Source organism: Salinivibrio sp. KP-1, assembly GCF_000968645.1.
Classification (GTDB): domain Bacteria; phylum Pseudomonadota; class Gammaproteobacteria; order Enterobacterales; family Vibrionaceae; genus Salinivibrio; species Salinivibrio siamensis.
In genome coordinates this window covers 45,550-64,463 of the sequence record NZ_LAQR01000048.1, presented here as the reverse complement: position 1 = coordinate 64,463, position 18,914 = coordinate 45,550, and the positions used below count along the sequence as shown (strand labels likewise).

General features: G+C 50.0%; 13 protein-coding genes. 10 read left to right on the top strand and 3 right to left on the bottom strand.

The window, feature by feature from the left end:
- Positions 1-96: 96 nt before the first annotated feature.
- From WN56_RS13650 to WN56_RS13610, 9 genes are read left to right on the top strand one after another with little or no spacing between them, the layout of a single operon-like run.
- A complete protein-coding gene (locus WN56_RS13650) occupies positions 97-981 on the top strand; it encodes a radical SAM protein (RefSeq protein WP_046075532.1) in 885 nt (294 codons plus the stop codon).
- A gap of 55 nt (positions 982-1,036) precedes the next feature.
- On the top strand, positions 1,037-2,644 hold the full coding sequence (locus tag WN56_RS13645; protein WP_046075531.1) for a hypothetical protein: 1,608 nt from the start codon (positions 1,037-1,039) through the stop codon (positions 2,642-2,644).
- Positions 2,644-4,308, top strand: a complete 1,665-nt coding sequence (locus WN56_RS16620; RefSeq protein ID WP_052708096.1) for a DUF1983 domain-containing protein — start codon at positions 2,644-2,646, stop codon at positions 4,306-4,308. The genes WN56_RS13645 and WN56_RS16620 overlap by 1 nt, the downstream gene beginning before the upstream one ends.
- Positions 4,308-4,676: a hypothetical protein gene (locus WN56_RS13635; RefSeq protein WP_046075530.1), complete on the top strand. Its 369-nt coding sequence runs from the start codon at positions 4,308-4,310 to the stop codon at positions 4,674-4,676. The genes WN56_RS16620 and WN56_RS13635 overlap by 1 nt, the downstream gene beginning before the upstream one ends.
- Entirely contained in the window at positions 4,676-5,077 is a 402-nt protein-coding gene (locus tag WN56_RS13630) for a hypothetical protein (protein ID WP_046075529.1), read from the top strand. Before WN56_RS13635 ends, WN56_RS13630 begins: the two co-directional genes overlap by 1 nt.
- Before the next feature lie 9 nt (positions 5,078-5,086).
- Complete coding sequence (locus WN56_RS13625) at positions 5,087-5,752, top strand: hypothetical protein (protein WP_046075528.1); 666 nt, start codon at positions 5,087-5,089, stop codon at positions 5,750-5,752.
- Between the two features lie 9 nt (positions 5,753-5,761).
- Positions 5,762-6,130, top strand: coding sequence for a hypothetical protein (locus tag WN56_RS13620; RefSeq protein WP_046075527.1), 369 nt, complete (start codon positions 5,762-5,764; stop codon positions 6,128-6,130).
- Between the two features lie 3 nt (positions 6,131-6,133).
- A complete protein-coding gene (locus WN56_RS13615) occupies positions 6,134-6,373 on the top strand; it encodes a hypothetical protein (protein WP_046075526.1) in 240 nt (79 codons plus the stop codon).
- Positions 6,374-6,382: 9 nt separating this feature from the next.
- On the top strand, positions 6,383-7,735 hold the full coding sequence (locus tag WN56_RS13610) for a hypothetical protein (protein ID WP_046075525.1): 1,353 nt from the start codon (positions 6,383-6,385) through the stop codon (positions 7,733-7,735).
- Between the two features lies 1 nt (position 7,736).
- On the opposite strand, the gene WN56_RS13605 is transcribed toward WN56_RS13610, so the two are convergent.
- From WN56_RS13605 to WN56_RS16615, 3 genes are read right to left on the bottom strand one after another with little or no spacing between them, the layout of a single operon-like run.
- Positions 7,737-8,369, bottom strand: a complete 633-nt coding sequence (locus WN56_RS13605; RefSeq protein ID WP_046075524.1) for a hypothetical protein — start codon at positions 8,367-8,369, stop codon at positions 7,737-7,739.
- A complete protein-coding gene (locus WN56_RS13600; RefSeq protein ID WP_046075523.1) occupies positions 8,359-9,297 on the bottom strand; it encodes a hypothetical protein in 939 nt (312 codons plus the stop codon). Before WN56_RS13600 ends, WN56_RS13605 begins: the two co-directional genes overlap by 11 nt.
- Before the next feature lie 2 nt (positions 9,298-9,299).
- Positions 9,300-9,569, bottom strand: a complete 270-nt coding sequence (locus WN56_RS16615; RefSeq protein ID WP_156146683.1) for a hypothetical protein — start codon at positions 9,567-9,569, stop codon at positions 9,300-9,302.
- A gap of 211 nt (positions 9,570-9,780) precedes the next feature.
- Here WN56_RS16615 and WN56_RS16610 point away from each other — a divergent pair, with 211 nt between their 5' ends.
- Positions 9,781-18,816 carry a PLxRFG domain-containing protein gene (locus WN56_RS16610; protein WP_052708094.1) on the top strand — a complete coding sequence of 3,012 codons (9,036 nt, stop codon included), beginning with the start codon at positions 9,781-9,783 and terminating at the stop codon, positions 18,814-18,816.
- Positions 18,817-18,914 lie beyond the last annotated feature (98 nt).

Genomic DNA, 18,914 nt, shown 5'->3' with positions numbered 1-18,914 from the left:
AGCTATTCACATAAGCCTGAAGGGTTTAGGCCCTGTTGCTCGCGTCACGCGAAGCCGGTGCAGGCAGATACGAGACGTTGGTGGAATGGCGAGTACATGAGGCAATTGCGCAAAAACATGTTTGCTTATGAGACGCTGCCGCAAGAGTGCAAAGATTGCATTGATGAAAACGGCGCAGGTGGTGAGCAGTATTCGCACCCGTTTAACTTAAAGGACTATAACGAAGCAACAGGCGTGATGAGAGCCCAGCCTAGTCAGGTGTACTTGTTTACAGGTAATCGCTGTAATCTTGCCTGCGAGACGTGCGACTCAACGTTTAGCGATAAGCACACTGAGGTATTCCCTGAGAGGGTTATCCCCGTGGAGGGGGAGCTTCTCGATCCGATGGCTATCGCAAGAAAGTTTTCACCCAAGCAGTGGGTAGTATATGGCGGGGAGCCGTTTATATATGAAAACATTTATGAGTTAACACTCATGCTGCTGCAAAAGCCTGGCATCGTGTCTTTCTTGACGAATGGCATGTATAACGTCAAAACGCACCCCGTCTTCCAGGACATGATCCTCCCTAACCACAAAAAATTCTCAGTGTGCTTTTCTGTCGATGGTGATGCGGCACTGAATGAGAAAATCCGTATCGGCGCAAGCACCAAAAGGATACTGGCCAACGCTAAAATCTGCGCCGAAAAAGGGGTGACGACAGACATTCACTACACGCATTCCTCCTTAAATAGCCACGGCTTTGTGGATTTTTGCAAAATGCTGTTAGACGAAGGCATGTACGATTACCCATTCAGTATCAATACATGCCCCGTCGAGTTTCCAGAGGCGTTTTCGCCTAAAGGCTTGCCAAATGAAGAGAAGCGGCGCGTGATAGAGCAAGTCAGCGACTTCATGAAAGAGGACATCCCCGAGGATATGCTGGTCGCCTCGCGCAATATCATCTCTTCTCTGCAATACCGACAGGTTGGCGACATCCTGTAGGGGCTCAACCAGAGCGCCCATTCCTTATTCTTTCACGCTTTATAAAGAGCCCTTCATGCTAATTGACATTCAAATGATGCGCGGCGAAGTGCCCCGCCTCAAAGACCACTTATTGCCTAACGAAGCAGCGACATTGGCAAGTGATTGTGAGTTTGAGCGTGGCGTGATTGCTCCCATGCTCGATAATCGTTTTGCGCTAGATTTGCCATACAGCGCGAAGCGTTTGCACAAGTACGACGGCGCGTGGCTGCTATGGAGCGATGCCAGGGTAAGCGCGATTGATAGCCCCCTTTCCCAAGACGAGTGGCAGCGCGTTTACTTTACCGGTGATGGAAAGCCGAAAGTGACGGCGCAAGATATTGCCATTGACGGGTCAGGCTTTGGCCCCGCAGCAAGTTATGACCTTGGCGTGCCCAGGCCAGCGCTTCCGCCAACGGTAACAGATGTTGATGGATCAACCGGTGATTCGCCGCCGGATGGCGAACCGGCAATGATTGACGACGAGGATCGGGTCTATATCCAGACCTATGTCACGCGGTTTGGTGAAGAGAGCGCGCCCGGTGACCCGTCTAACTCCGTGCTGATTGAAAGGCCTGGCTCGACTGTAACGGTGCAGTTATCTCAGCCATCAACGAATACACACAATATTACCCACACGCGCCTTTATCGCTCGGTAACCGCGGCAGGTGTGGGCGAATACATGTTGGTTGCAGAGCTGCCGATAGCGACAAGCGAATATCAAGATACAGAAAAAGAGCTCAATAGCGCCGTTGTTGAAACGTGGGACTATGATGCGCCGCCGGAGAACATGCAGGGACTTTGTACCATGGCTAACGGTATCTGTGCGGGCTTTGCGGGTAATGAAGTCATGTTTTCAGCGGCCTATTTGCCTTACGCATGGCCTACGTCCTACCGGCTTACGACAGAGCATGACATTCAAGCCATTGTGCCCGTCGGTACATCGTTAGTGGCAGCTACAAAAGGGATTCCGTTTGTTTTCTCAGGCGTGACGCCGGATGCAATGACAGCCGCCAAGCTGGACGTTGAACAATCTTGCGTTAGCGCTGAATCGTTAGTGGTCGTTGCGGGGATGGCGATGTATGCCTCACCTGATGGGCTTGTGGTGGTTAGCTCGGATGGCGCCGCTATCGCTACCGAGGAAATTATCGACCGCAAACAGTGGCAAGCAATGAAGCCAGAAACCATTAAAGCGGTTGCCGTTGAGGGCTGGTATGTCGCGCAGTCTGAAGTGGGCGGATTTATTTACGATCCCTTATCCAAATCGTTCACGCGGATTAGCGAGCTGTGGGATGCGAGCTATGTGGATCTCGCCCAGGATGCGCTCATGATTGTGAGAGGCTCTGAGCTTCAAGAGTGGCGAGCGGGCAGCAATAGCAAACCAATGACATGGCGCTCTAAGTCTTTCGCGCTGCCCGTTGGGGCGTCATTGAGTGCGGGAAGAGTGAGGGCGGATAATTACGGCGACCTGAGAGTCACTATCTTTGCTGATAATCAACCTGTTTTATCACTCAGTCCTGGAAGCGTTACCGATCGCCCTTTCCGGCTCCCGCCTGTTCGCGCCAGCCGTTGGCAGATAGAAGTGGCAGGTAGAGCGAGCGTTGAGCGCATCATGCTGGCAAGTAGTGTTGAGGAGTTGCTGTAATGTCAAAGAGCGGATTCGTCGGCGGAAGAAATGAGCAGGCACTCTATGAAAACATCGAAAAGCTAACAGGTCAGCGGGGCAGCGGCCTAGATCGGGCGATTACAGTCAGGGAGCTCCATGCGCTTGGGCTGGTCAATGTGAGGCGTCGAGCAGGTGGCGGGGTCAATGTTACGCCGGCACCTAACACAAACGATGGTGGCGGCGTCGAGTTGCCATCACAAATGCCTAGCGCGCCGATGAATCTGCAGGTGTCGGGTGGCTTTGGAAGTATCATGCTGACCTGGGACGCGCCTGACTACTTGGGGCATGCTTATACCGAAGTTTGGCGTGCTAGCACGAACGACATTGACGCAGCGACGTTAATTGCAACCGTTTCAGCGACGGTTTTTGGTGACATCGTTGCCGCGGGATCTGCCTTCTATTACTGGGTGCGCCACGTCAACATTAAGGATATTCCGGGGCCGTATAACGATAGGCTGGGAGTTCAAGGTAAAACCAGTGAGGACATCGAGAATGTCGTCGATCGCATAGGTGAACAACTGGGTGCGTCCAAACTGGTGAAGGAGCTCAACGAAAAGGGCACGTCTGCATTTCAAAGCATGTGGAGCCAAAAGGCGCAAGCTGAGGACATCACTGCAGGGATTGGCATTTTGGCTGACGATGACGGAACGAGCCAAGTCGCTGTCAGTGCAAGTCAGTTCTTTGTGTTTGACCCAAACAGCGACGCACCAATGCAACCATTGTTCGCTATTGACCAGGGCCAGGTCATTATCCCTGAAGCCGTCATCGAGTCGGCAACTATTCAGATCTTAGAGTCGCAATCTATTGTTGCCGATGAGGTGCGAGCAGGGGCTTTTGTTAGTTCTCCGATTATTGAAGGGGCAAAAATCCGAGGGGGGAGCGCTGCCTTTGGTGTCGGAGGGCCTTTCGATGGTTATCATACTCACATAAGCGATGACGGTATGTTGCGCACCGATAATATAGAAGCCAGTGGCACGGTGTTTGGAAGCAAAATTGAGGGCAGCGAGATACATGGCACTGACATATATGGTGCCACCATCTACGGCGGAACGTTAGTACAGCTGGTCACGAAGTATCAAGTGGAAGGAGGGCTGGAATACCCTGATGGTGAGCCAATACTCGCCGAATACTCCCTCTACAAAAGTATCAGCTCTAGCACCAACACCACTCAACACATAGGGCTGTACCCGTACAACAACGATAACGTAGTCACTGAATACCGGATGCGGTGGTCAACGATTGGGAGCACAAGCACATCGGGGATCAGAATATCTTTCGGCGGGAAAAGCTATAGCGATGCCCGCGGAACGTTTAGGGTGAGATTTCACTATACGGACAACGACGGAGTCAGTCGAACACACACCACGGGCACGCTCAATACCGGTGGAGTTTACACCGTCACCATTGCGCCAGGCACATGGGTGATCCAAACGAGCGTATCAACCCGCGAAGAGGAAGATATTCGAGGCTCCATGCCTTATACATACAACGTGCACACGCTAACGGGAAGCATATACACCAAATCAGGCAGTTACACTGCGAAGATCGACCGCATAAGTATCATTTCAACCGACCGCATTATGAAAAAAGTGAACGGCCTCAGTGGCTATATGAGCGTGAAAAACTACGAGAGAAAACCGTAATGGGGAAATATAAATACTGTGATAGGTCCCACACCTTGGTTGGGTATTATGAAAACGGGAAAGTCACGCACCTTAAACCAGAGGAAGCGCCAGAAGGTGTAGTGATTGAGAGCGCTTGGAGTGATGAAGATGAGGCGCTATTGCTTAAAGAGGCGGACGAGCGCAAAGAGCGCGCTTGGCGTGACAGTGAAATGCAACGTGTAGTAAGCAGCCTCGATCAGATAAAAAATGATCGAGAGTTTGGCGGCACCACCTACCAAGGTAATGCGACTGCCAAGCAGCTAAATGACTACCGCATAAGGTTGTGTGAGTACCCAAACCAGCCTGAATTCCCCTATGGGTCGCGCCCAAAATTTTCGGAGGTGTAATGAGCCAGTTTTACTCTGCTCCTTGGCACCAATACCGCGACAAACTTCTCCCGATCATTCAAAAAACACAACAACGGAATGATCACCAATTTGCCGACGAAATTGACGACGCCCTCCAAGAAGAGAGGGCGTTTTTGTTTCTGGTCAAAGATGGCTTCACCGTTCTTTTGCCAAAACGACGGGGCGTCTTGCCCTGGCTTAACGTGATGTTTGCGTTTAGTTGGGGCGGCAATGCCATTGATCGTTACCAGCCAGGTATTGAGTTCAAAGCGCGGCAAATGGGCGCCCGAGGCGTAGAGCTATACACAGCCGTTAAGGGGTTGGAGCAAGCGTTACTCGGCAATGGGTATGTTAAAACAACGGGTGAAGCCCGCATTCAGCACTGGGAAAAGATTCTGTAGGAGGGCCATATGGGTGGCGGCGGAGATTCAGAAGTCAGAGAAACAGAAGCGCAACGTGCAGCGTCTGAGGTGGCTAAAAAGCAGTGGAATTTATACCAATCTGACTTTAAGCAGCATGAAGACAACTTCATTGCGCGGGTTGACGCTTACAACAGTGATAACAACATGGCAGAAGCCAAGCAGGCGGCCGATGTGGGGTACAACAAAGCGTACTCCAAAAACCGTGAAGGCGCGGCCAAGTCCCTATCAGCGAGTGGCGCTGATCCGACGTCGGGCAAGTTTCAATCCACCATGGCGGAGATGACAACGGATCAAGCGATTGGGCAATCCGACACTACCAATCGTGCGCAGTCGTCAGAGCAGGATAAGTATTTGGCGGGGCTGAGTGATGTCGCAGCCATCGGTATGGGTCAGCAAACCGGTGCGCTCGAGGGCATGAGTGATGTCGCCAATACCAGCCTAAACAAGGCAACGGCAGACGCCGAGGCCGATTTTAATAAGCGCTCGTCAAACTTGCAGCTAGCAGGCGCGGCGGCAGGGTTGGGGCTGCGCAGTTATCAGGCCAGCGCTAGCTCAGCAGATGTCACCCCAACTGTAGACGGTGTCAGCACAAATACGTCGGGATTAAACGACTATGACCCGCTCAACAACCCTGGCGGTTCGATGGTCGCGTAAGGAGTCATTATGGGAATTGCAGCAGATCGCTATGCGCGTATCACGCGCCAACAATACGACGATTGGTATCGCCGCTTTTATCCCGAGCAGAAAAAGCTCATGGAGCAATCGCAAAGTGGCGAATTGCTTAGTGAGCAGCTTGGGCGTGTAGATGAGAATGTGGATAGCGCCGCTCAGGCCGCAGAGGCAGGACAAACCAACCGCATGGCGCGTTACGGCGTCACCGCAGAAGAGGACCCAAACCAAGACGCCAAGCTAGCACTTAGCAAGGTGTCAGCAAAAAACGGTTTACGTACCTACGAACGTGACCGGTCGATGAAAACGCTATCCGGTTCAAGTATGGGCTTACGCAACGCACCACAACACCAGCAGGGGTAACCGATGGGATATAGCTTACTCAGCATGGGGCAGCATCAAAAAGGCGCTGCCATGAAAGGGCTACGTGACGCAGCTAACCGAGAAGAAAAACGCGAAGCGGCGAACAAGAAGCTCGAAGCAGCAGAGCGGAAACAGACCATCAGCTCCATCGGCTCGGGCGCAGCAATTGGCGGTATGGTTGGCGGCCCCATCGGTGCTGGAATTGGTGCCGCGGCTGGGCTTGTCGTGGGCGAATTGTTTTAGGAGACGATAATGGGTTTAGATACACGCGGATTTATGGATGGCGCCTTGCGCGCATATAGCCTTGCCGACCGTCACTACCAACGCAAAGAAGATCGCGAGCTGCAAAAAGAGCAGCTAGAGCAGGACCGAGAAGCGCGAGAGCAGCGCATGTCGTTACGCCAAGCGGAAGAGCAGCGCCGGCAAAAGCAATTTGAGTACAACTACGGTAAAGATGGGAAGGGCGGCGCACTGCGTGACAAGCAAGAGCGTGATGAAAAGCTGTTTGATGCAAGATTGAAGAGCCAACAAACGCAGCAAGAGCTTAACGAGTATCAGCTTGGACAGCAAAAGCGCACGCACTTCATTCAGGAAAACAGCCCACTCATTCAAAAAGGGTGGAAGCGTTGGATGGAATCGGGGGAGATTGACCCCGTGCTTGATAATGAAATGATTGCGGGCAGCGCATATGATCCGCGTCGCTACCTGGATCCAGAGGTAAACAAAGCCGGCGAGTTGCTTGAAACGAAACTGCCAGCCGTGCTCGATGGCAAGGCCGACTTCAATGACCCAGAAATCAAAAGCGCGCTGAACACTATCTACAGTAAGAACATTAAAGCGTCGATCGGGCAGAAAGACCCAAGAACTGGCAAGGTAATCAACGATGCACGTTGGGGTGGTGTCACGCTAGCTGCAGATATTAACCCAGAGATGGAGGGAGAGCAGCCAGGCTTGGTGATCACAACGGAAGTGAGCTATGGCGACGATAAATGGGTGCCCAAGCCGGTTACCGAGGGACGCGGCACAGGTGATGAGCAAGTCAAAGTTATTCCCCTTGAGCTAGCCATGCAGGATTTAACGGGACAATTGGCTATGCGTCGTCAAGCGATGGCATCACCCGCATTCAAATCCGTGTTTGGCGGCAAGGATGCGGAGGTTGATGACGCTTATCAGAAAGAAATGGCATCTATCGAGAGCGACCGAAGCAAGGCGCTTGCTAAACTCTATAGCGAGCAAAATGGATTCGATACCAAGCCAGAAGACATCAAACAAAAAGAGTCTGAGATTAACCGTATTTATGACCAGCGATTTTCACGTGTTGCTCAGCAATACGGTATTCAAAATCCCGATGCTGGCGGTTTGGATGAGAGTCCAGCGCAGGTGCCCGCCGAGGTGGAGCAATGGGCTACCGATGATCCGAGAAAGCAGTATTTCCTTCAAGCTGTGAAGCAAAAAGGCTCAGATTTGAGAGGTTATGACATAGAGACTATCGAGCGTGCTTTTAATGATCAGCTGGCCAAGCATAAAGCGGAGAAAAGCTCTGAGGTTGCGAATAGCTTGCGAGCTCAACATGCTCAGCGGTGGGCGGGCGCCTCGTTTAAGTAGGTCAAGCAAACTCATTACACCTGGCGCAGATTATGATTGTTTCTCCGTCTGCATAGATAGCCAGAAAATATGAAATAAGTGCCATGGACAAGCAAAATATAACGCTATTTACCATAAAGCTTGAGAGTAAAGCATCTATCATGCGGATATTTGTAACTTTGTCGTTTATATTATCCTTATTAGAGTCGATGCATTTTATTATTTTTCTATAGATGTTCAGGTTAACGTTTCTACTATTGAAAGATGTTACGGAAAGATCATCTATCCATAAAAGGGAAAAGTTTGATATTTTTAATGTCTTTTTTGAGTAATATGCTATTCGTATTAGGCTTCCTATAGCCATAAATAAGAAAGGGGAGGCAATGATGTGATATTTTGATGGGGTGATAATGGAATATATGATCGGGGCCAGTGTTATAATTATAGAGAGAATGCTGATTGAAACCGCCAAATATGTGCTAGCTTTACTATCTGCTGTTTTTCTTCTATCTATCTCACGGTCATAAATTCTTCGTGCTTCCTCGAGTTGGCTTTGTGAGGATAGATAAACTGCATTTTTAGGCCTAGGAGCTGAGGCGCGTCCTGATTTCGAGTTTTTCTTTTCTAATACCGGCCATATAAGATCAATGTTCATGTGATATCTCTACTAGCTCATCAACTATTGCTTTAGATATAGGAGCTTTGGTTTGGTTCTCAATCCATGCCCACTGCCCATTTGGGTTTATTTCTAAAAACCAGTAAGTGTTATTATTATCAACGATCAGGTCTATAGCGCTAAAGCGCAGTCCAAGCCTTTTGGTAAGTGCAATACACATGTTTTTTATATTAGATGGGATATCAACGAGAGTATGTTTAATGTCAGTGTATCCTCCTTTTCGCCAGTCTGTCTTTGTCTCAAGGTTAGTTTGGGAGTGAATTGCCACTGGGTAGGCATTTTCGCCAACAATGGTAATTCTTAAATCATATTTTTTCGCAATTTCCTGCTGAAATATACAAGGACAAACGGAAATTTTACTAGAATCCTTAGCCGATACACTACCTATTGACGAGGTAAAAACAACGCTTTCATCTCCTAAAATAGCTTGCCGTAATGGTTTTGCGATCAAACTAAACTCTTTCTGAAAGGGAGCTATTTTTTCGAAATTATTAGTAATTATGGTTCCAGGTAGGTTGAATCCAATATCATACGCTTCTGACAATTGTCTAGGTTTGTCTTCTGAGAGGAGAATATCGCTAGGAGAATTAAGGAATTTATCTTTCATTCTCCAATACAACGACTTTAAAGCTGCGAGCCATTCATTTCTAACATAATCCTCGTGCTCTGCTAAGTCATCAAACTCTGGGTTGCCAGGCCTACGGAAATACGCTGCCGAGATGTTTTTTCCAGACACCGCCGTTCCATTATATTCCAATTGCCAATCATTTTTCCTAACGCCAAAACTGACAAAATAGCTTGCAATATCCTCAGTGTTTAAGCGGAGGTATGGCAAGCATCTCCTTTCAAGCTCTTGAACAATAAAGTCCATTGTCACATCTTGCTTGTTAGTAATTAGTAAATACATATTTAGTATACACAACCTCTGGGATCGGTATCATCAGACTCTTGTACAACGTCTGTCTTAGTTACCAAGCCAAGCATTAAAGTTGCTTCGTCGTCTTCTTCAACGTTAACTTTTGTTTTTGTTTGAAGCTCTGCGAGGTCGGCCTTTTTGATCAATGGCTCATTACTACTTGAGTCAATCCACATGTTCTTCCTGTGACAATAATAGCCAGAAGGTCGAAGTTGATTTTTGCGAGGAGTAGAGAATTGTGCGAGGAATGGTTGGCGAGACATATTCGTTTTATCCTTTATACATTAGTGTAAATAAAACCGTACCATAAGAAGTCCTTACCTTCTACGTATAAGTATCGTCTTGTGATCTAGCAATGTTGCTATTTACTGATCATGACTAAAGGGTACATACTCTACCCATCATCAAATACTTATATCTAAGCCGCTGGCTCCTTTGGAGCTGGCGGTTTTTTTATGCCTGCTCGGAGCGGATATGAAAGACGAAAACCTTCTCGGAAAGACAGACGGGGCCACTGTTAACGCCCAAACGGATATGACGTTTCAGCTAAGCGACGATTTTAGTTTGGATGCTTACAAGCCACCGGAAAATCTCGAAGTAGGGGCCGGAGATGTTTCCAAAAGCTTGGCAGTCGGTGCCTCTGGAGCAATGGAAGGCGCTGCAGAGGCTACTGGCGCTGTTGGTGAAGGGGTTGGAAATGCGATTGCTGATAGTGCCCGGAATATAGGCATCCCGGACACTGTCATCGATAAAGCGAGTGCCGTCGCAGGCTACACACCACAGGGCTTAGGATTAAAGTATGTCGATATGCTTGGAGGGGCTTACGGCCAAGCTAAAGAGTGGCTGACTGATAGCCTATCCGACGACGGCAAAAAGGCACTACAAACCGCGCCGGTTTCAGAGGCTACAGAGGGGGATTGGCGTGTTTCATCTGATCCTGCCGTGTGGGCGATGCAAATCGCACAAGGTCTTGGCTATATGGCACCCACTGTCGCTTCGGCAGTTGCGACTGGCGGGCTGTCTTCCGCGTCCGCAATCCCATCCCTTACAAAGCTGGCAATGCGCTCTGGCGCTAAGCCTGAGGTGGCAGCAAGGGCGGCGGAGAAGGCTTATAGCGTCCTACGCAACACGCCAGCCTCGGCGATAGGTATGGCATCAGATGTTGGCAGTCAAGGCGTCCAAGCTAAAGAAACAGTGATGGCTGCGCCAATTGATCAGCTTGCAGAGAGCGAAGTCTTTCGCAACAACTTCTATGCGGTTGACGCTGACCCTGAGTATGCCGGGCTTAATGATGCACAGAAGATTGATCGCGCCCGAGAGATGACAGCGGAGCAAGCATCCAAAGCCACTATGTCAGACGAGAAAACATTAGCAACGAGTGCCATGGCCACAATGCTCGGCGATGTTCCCTTGGCCAACATGCTGACTCGCGGAGTGGGTAAGGCGAGCTCATCAATCAGCAAAGGTGTTGCAAAAGGGGCTGCGGAAGGTGCTGTTCGCGAAGGCGCCACTGAAGCTATCCAGGGTGGTACCCAGCAATACGTGGCTAATGAGGTATCAAACGAATACGCGGGTACGGATGTTGACCCCATGGATGGCGTAGCGCTCGGTGCGGTGAACGAGGGCCTACTGGGTGGTGCCATCGGTGGCACCATGGGTGCGGCAGGCGGTGCGCGAGCTGGAGCCGACAAGGTCAGTGATACCGCTGACGCCATTGAAAATGACATGGCTCAACCTGCTGAACCCGAAGGCAATACGCAAGATACCGACGACGCAAAAGTTGTGGAAGATGTGCAGGGCATGGAGGGCGCACAGCTACCCAGTAATGATGAAACCACGATCACTGATGGTCCATCTGAAGCAGCCGAGCGGGTTCGTCAGCAAATCCTGGATAACGCTCTATCCGAGAGCAAGCAAGAAAAGGAAAAGCCAGAGGTTGATGGACAAGGTAGTCTGACATCTCGCTTTAAAACCTCGCAACAGTCATTACGAGATAAAGGTGTACTGCCAGATAACGACAATCACTTTGTGAAAACCGTCAAGCTGGCTTATGCCATGGATCAGGATAAAGCGGATGCTCTGCTTGAACGCATAGAACAAGGTGATCAAGAGGCAGAGCAATCGCTGTACGCTCTCGCGGAGCAAGCTTCAGAGCTAGGGTTGGATGAAACAGGTGTTCAGAAGATCTTCAATGACGCAGCCGCTAAGCAACAAGCTGTCAAAGATAAGCGTGAATCTAAAGTTCAGCGTTATATCTCAGCGATTGAACAAGGCCGCGATAACGTTGGAGCTTCAAAGGGTGTAAACAATGAAGCGCGACAGCCGGAAACTGCCAAAGACCAATTAGCTTCCTATTCTGAGGGGTCAGCAGGAGCGGCAGAAGGCACTCAACAAGACACACCAAGTGAAGCGTCTCGCAATGCAGACTTAGCGAGTAGCGCGCCACAAGATGAAGTCGATGCCGCTTATCAGCAGCGTGACGAACAGCATGCAATTCAGGAAAACATCAAAGACAACGTTGACAAAAGCGCCCAGTCACGCGGCGAGTTTGCGAATCGCCCCAACACAATGAAGATGCGCGAGGACGGTAAAAAGCCGATTGCTGACTATGCCGCGCTCACCAAAAAAACCAAGTCGATGCGCAAGCGCCTTAAAAAGCGCATGGCCCAATCTAATCCCCAGCTGCGTGAAGCACTATTAGAATCACTACGTAACGCGCCCGAGCGTATTGCGGCCTTTGAGCAAGAAGCCAAGGAGCGAAAAGCGCGGTTTGACGCTCAGCCCGAAAATCAAGCGCGACGCCAGAAGGCTGAGTCTTTGTTTCATCCGCCGCAGCCAGAATCAGCTAATGAGCCAGACTTTAGCCGCAACGCCATCAAGCAAGTAATGGATGACATGCGCGAACGCGGGGAGCCCATTATCCAATCCCTGCCTAAAGAAGAGCGGGCTAAAGCTAGGGCTGATCTGAAAAAAGCACAGTCATTTGCGACCACCAAGCTGCGGATGATGATGGATGAGGCGAAAGCTGGCCGAAAAGGAACATTTAGTGACTTCGAGCCCAGGCTTCAACGCAAAAACGAAGCCATAAAAAAAGTATCGTCTGATAATGCTGAGAGAGATGGCACCGTTAGCTCAGGTCAAGTCAGCGTTGGGGGCCTCGACGTAGGCGTGCCAATTGTGAGCCGAGAAGTTGAGCAAAGCTATAACCGAGCAACTCATATCGGTAGGGGGCGAGATTTCAACGCCGAGCTACAGGGTGAAGCAAAACAAATTGCCACAGAGCTCAACGAACAAGGGTTGCTCGATACAGAAGCACGAAGGAATAAAGCCAAAAGCCTGATTGAGTCTTATCTGGGCGAGCAGAAACAGTTTATTGAGCGAGAATCATCACGAGCGAACAATAACCCCAGCTGGCTTGTCACAGGCCGAAGTGGGCGCAACATGGCGAAGTATTCCGCCAAAGTTGACAAAGATATGGCGGCATTTAGCCGTGAGGTCGAAAAACTAAGCGCGATGCGTAAGCTCATTCCGCAACAAGTAGAAGCTGTCATGAACGAGGAGCAGCGTCAGGCCAAGCAAGAGAAAGCGCGTCGTGACAATCTTAGTCGCGCTGAAAAAAAGGCAGCTGAGTATCTAGCTATTATTGCGCAAAACATGCGTGAGGGTAACTCACTACTGGCAAAAGGTGATCGCAAATGGGCAGGGCCAAAAGCGCTCACCCACCTTAATCTGCTTGCATCAGCAGATGAAGCCAGGACAAAAACACTGGCCAAGAAAATGGATGAATCCTTTGAAGACGTTGGCGGCGTGATCAAGGTGGCGGGGCCCCGCTCAAAGCTTGCTGCACGATTGAAAGAGCTGCTTGGCTCCCAAGACAATCCTAAAAACTCTCCTGCCACACCAACCGAAAACTCCGCCATACCAACGCTTGATGCCTTTTCCACTCTTAACAAAGGCGACATGAGTCTTACCGAGATTAAGGCATTATCAGAGCAGCTAACTCGCGACGAGCAAGGCGTAAAAGGTGAGCTTTACTCGCTCACTATTCCGAAAATTAACGAGAAGATGGGTGCCTACTTTGCGGCGCGCTGGAAGGGCGAAAAGAAAGACCGCATCGTGCAAGCTGCTTTTGATCAGCTCTTATCTGATTTGGAATTCACCATGGCAGGAGGTGCACAAACCATTACCTTGACGCAGGAAGGAAACGGAAAGACGCGCGCCGAAAAGGTAAATGAAAAAATCCAAGCGATGGATGAGGATACCTATCAGGCTTTCATTGATGCGCGCAAACAGGCTGAAAAAGACCGAAAAGAAGCAACAAGGCAACGAAAGGCCGCGCTCAAAGATCCACAAACAATAAGTGACTTTAATTTATTTGCTCAAAACGGTGGCAAGTTTACCCCCGAGCTGCGCGCCCGTTATGACAAATTGGTCACTGACGAGATCTTATCTCGCCGCAAATCAGAGCAGGAGGCCGCAGCCAAAAAGGCAGGCTTGGAAGCGGATGGTGAAATCGAGGTTGGCGACATCACCGAGGGAACACACGGCAAGACCGGAGCCGCCATTTTTAATGTGTCGTTAGAAACACGCTTACGCAAGGACAAGTTCAAAGAGGCGGCCGGGATGGCGCGCTCAATGAAAGGCGGCTACTGGCGTGGGAATTTTTACTTTCCCACACGCGAAGATGCGGAAATATTCATGGGTTGGCTGCAAGGCAATGACATTGACCGTTCTGAGTCCGTCAACGCCAAGCGAGAAGAAAAGCGCCAATCAAACGCAGAAAAGCTAAGAGAGGCTAGTGAAAAGCTCGCAGAAAAAGCGAACGCGGAATACAACGCAGAGCGCAAAGAAAACACGGCCAAACGCATGGCTGAAGGAGAGCGAGCCAGATCGCGAGCGAAAAAAGACGCGGAAACTGCCGTGCTAATGGTTGAGGTTGCCGAAAAGATAGAGTCAGGCGATCTCTCTGCATTAGCGGGCATCAATGCGAAAACGCAAGTTGAAACTCTCAAGCGAATCGAAAACGGATTGTTGTGGGAGGCAAGTAAGAAAAACAGTGGTGCTGTAGAGCGGGGCGACTTTAGCGATCCTATTTGGAAAAAGGGCACGACGGTTGATGAAAAGGTCATGTTTGCCAAATACCCAATGGCAGACACAGACACCCGCATTATTAACGAGTTGGCCAGCCGAATGGTGAATGAAAAAGGCTATGTGAAGTCTGGCAAGATTTTGCTGGCCAAGTACAAGAACGGCGAGCCCAAAGACGTCGCGTTAAGCACGGAAAACGAACACGTCATCAAAATGGTGGAGTTCGCGAAAAAAGAGGAGCTATACGGCGATTTGCCCGCCATGTTCCAGCGGCTTCAACGTATGGGGATCACGCGACGAGAGCTGTTGCGTCAGGCGCTGCGCGAGATGGGCAGCACTAAAACAAAGACCGGCCTTAATGAAAGCAAGGTTGCCAAGCTGGAGCGCGATCTTAAGAAAAAAGTGCTTGGCAACCGCAATGCGTTTGTTGATTTCTTCCCTACACCAGAGTCTCGTGCACGGCACATTGTTGAGCTGGCGGATATTGAACCAGGCATGAAAGTGTTAGAGCCGAGTGCGGGCAATGGCATATTGGCGGATGCGGCTAAGTCTCAAGGCGCTGACGTTGAAGTGGTAGAGCTTGCCAGCGACCTCAGTGACATCCTGAAAGAAAAAGGCCATAAAGTTGTTGGTAACGACTTCCTTGCGTTTACCGGTAAAGGCTATGACCGCATCGTGATGAACCCACCGTTTAGTAATGACATGGACATTGACCATGTTCGTCATGCCTACGGCATGCTGAAACCAGGAGGAAAAATGGTGGCAGTGATGAGTAGTATGGCGGGGGATCGCAGCAACAACAAAAACCGAGCTTTCAAGGACTGGTTAGCTGAACTGGATGCCACGGAAGAAATGGATCCTGAGGGCACATTCAAAGAGTCCATGAACCAAACAGGTGTTCGCACCAAAACCGTCGAAATTGAAAAGCCGTTAACTGAAACCAAGAAGGAAAACGAATCTGAGGCTGTGATGTTTTCCCGCGAAGGTGTCACTCAAGACGGGCCGTCATCGAAAGGTATGCCACTCAAGCAGGCCGAGCTGGGTGTTCGCCAATGGCTTAAAGAGTATAACGGTGGGGCGGGGATCAAAACCAAGGTGGTCCAGACGCAGGAGGAAGCAGAAAAACTGCTTGGTCAATCCATCCCGGACGCTACTATTCACGGCTTCTACAGCGATAGGGATGGTGCCGTGGTACTTGTTGCCGACAACTTGCCTGATATGAAAACGCTGCGCAAAAAGCTACGGCACGAAGTATTGGCTCACCATGGCTTAAAAGCGGTGGTCGGTGATAGCGAGTATCAGAAAATCCTCGAGCGTATCGCTCGCGGTAAAAACTCACCACACGTAAAAGAGCTATGGGATCGCATTGAAAAACACTACGGTGACCAAGAGCCCCTTGTGCAAGTTGAAGAGATACTGGCACATGCAGCGGAAATTGAGCGCAGCACTATTCAGCGGTGGTGGGACCGAACGATTGAAGCAATTGCGCATGCTTTACGAAAAGTGGGTTTCATGCGGCCTCATGACATTACGAAAGCTGAGCTAAACAATATTGTTCAGACACTCGTGGATCGAGTAAAGGCAGTCAATCACTGGGATCCCAATAACCCTCCTCCTTCGGGTGGAAGCTCTAAGTTGAGCCAGGCTAAATTCTCCAAAGAGCACGCGCCGACTATGGACGAAGTGTTGAGCCAGATGGATGCAGAGCCAACCGCGCAAGGGCGAATGAAACGGGCGCTTAGTGCCACGAAGACAGCGGTTAAGGGGGCGCTTGGTGGAAGCAAAGGACTTGGCGCGGTATCTCTTCGCCAACTCGCCGATCTTGCCTACGATAAACTGCCGCAAATTAAAACGTATGTAGATACGGTGCATCGCATGATGGAGCGCCGCAATCAGATGGCGTTTGAATCTGCTGACATTGCACAGAACATTCGAAAATGGGCAGCTAAAAATAAGCCTGTTGCTGATGAGTTATTCAATGTGGCACACGAAGCGACGGTTGAAGGCGTCGATCCCGCCGAGCAATTTGTTTCGGCAGCGGAGGCAATTGAGAACCGAATTCGTCACATCGAAAATGTAGCAAGGGAAGATCGCCTCACCAACTCTCAAGCAGAGGAGTTGCGCCAGCTACGCAATGATCTCAAGGATGAGCCTCGACGCTTAAGAAAACACATCGCTTTGCGTAAGCGTTTTGACAAGCTACCTAAAGAGGCGAAGCAGCATTACCGCACCATGCGCGATAACTACAAAGCGCGACACAATGACTACCGCACGTTACTTGAACAGCAAATCGAGAATGCAGACATTGATAATCGCGTCAAGAAAAAGCGGTTAGCGGAGCTGCGATCCTTATTTGAACTGCAAGAAGTTAATGCGCCTTACTTCCCTCTTGCCCGTTTCGGCGATTACTGGGTGAGTGCTATTGATGAAAATGGGGAAAATCGTTTTCTGATGTTTGAGTCTGAAGCCGAGCAAAAAGCGACGTCTGAAAAGTTAAAAGAGAAAGGCTTTGAAGTGCGTTCGGGCTACAAGATGGAAGGTAACCCAGCGATTAACGGCGCAAGTTTGAGCTTTGTCACCGACTTGATGGGCAAGATAGACGAATCGTCACTCAATGATGAGAAGAAGGCGTTAATTAAAGACCAGGTCTATCAAATGTATCTCCAAGCCTTGCCGTCACGTTCGATGCGTAAGCAGTTTATTCATCGCAAAAAGACAAAAGGGTGGTCTAACGATGCGCTACGTGCGATGGCTGAGAACATGATGAAAGGTGCTTATCAGTTATCGCGCATGGAGTTTGCAGACGAGCTGACCAAGCAGGCTACTGAAGCTAAAAAGGTGGCAGAGCAATCGAATGACAACCAGACCGGGCGTTACGCAGAAGAAATGATGAAGCGGCATGAATGGGTTATGAACCCTAAACACTCAACCGCTGCACAAAAGATCACGTCGCTAGGTTTCCTTTGGATGCTCGGGGTATCGCCGGCCGCTGCCGCGGTAAACACAACGCAAAACTTCGTCGTCGCCTTACCCATCATTGCGAGCAAATTCGGCACGAAAGCCGCAGCCAGTGAGCTCAATGGCGCGATGAAAGAGTTCATCACGTCACGTGGGCAAATCAGTCGTAAATTCCGCAACCAATCAGAGAAAGATGCTTATCAAGCTTGGCATGATATGGGTTTACTCGATTCCACGAACGCGCACGATTTGGCAGGTATGGCCGAAGCCGAGAACTGGCAGTACAACGAGACCTATGAGAAAGCCATGGGCGTCGTCAGTTGGCTATTCCACAAAGCGGAAGTGTTTAACCGCGAAACAACGGCAATAGCTGCTTACCGCTTGGCCAAGCAGAAAGGTCACTCGCATGAGAGCGCAACGAAAATGGCCGCCGATATTACCTGGGATGCGCACTTCGACTACACCAATGCTAACCGTGCACGCTACATGCAAACGCCGACCATGAAAGTCCTTATGCAGTTTAAGCAGTACAGTCAAAACATGACGTACTACCTGCTGCGCAATATGTACTTGAGTATGAAAGGGGCTACCAAGGAAGAAAAAGCAGAAGCGCGCAAGCAACTAGTGGGAACCTTGGGCATGACAGGGTTACTTGGTGGGGCTACCGCTCTACCGCTAGGGTCATTGTTTGCGCTGGCCAACGGATTGAATGCGGCTTTCGGTGATGACGATGAGCCCTGGGATGCAGAGGTGGAATTTAAGAACTACCTAGGTGAGTTAATGGGCCAAGATATGGCCGATAAAGTCATCTATGGTGTTGGTGGTGCAGGCGTATCGTCACGCATTTCACTTGACGGCCTCTGGATACGTGATCCGAACCGCGACATTGAAGGCGAAGACTTATGGACGCATTACGCGGAGCAGGTTGCGGGTCCTGTAATGGGCGGAATTGTAGTCAGTTGGCTTAGAGGCAGTAGCGCCATTGCCGAGGGCAATGTGTATCGAGGCATTGAGAAAATGATGCCTAAGTTCGCGCGTGACCCAATGAAAGCCTACCGATATTGGGATGAGGGAGCGCTCAACTATCGTGGCGACGCTTACAAGGAAGCCGATCAATTCACGGGCTTGCAACTGCTGCTGCAAGCCAACGGTTTGACCGACGGTGAATTGATGAAGCAATACGATCTTAATAACGCCATCAAAGGCTACGAACAGCATATCCTTGATCGCCGTCGTGACATCATGACGGCATTCTGGCTGGCGTATAAAGAGAGCGATGACGCTATGATGCTGGAAGCCAAAAAATCCATTCGCCAGTTTAACCAAGCAAACCCGCGTATTGCCATTGATAGCGATACCTTGCGCCGCTCCATTAAAACACGACGCCGTTATAATCGGGAAAGCCAAAACGGCGTCAATGTGAAGAAGAGCTTGCGCTACCTGAATGAGCAAGTTGGCTGGTAGCTGACTGATATAAAACATAATACGCTGGCTATGTCGGGTCTAATTCTTTAGACTCTCTATATTATGGACTATGTATCTGTTTTAATATGGTAATAAAA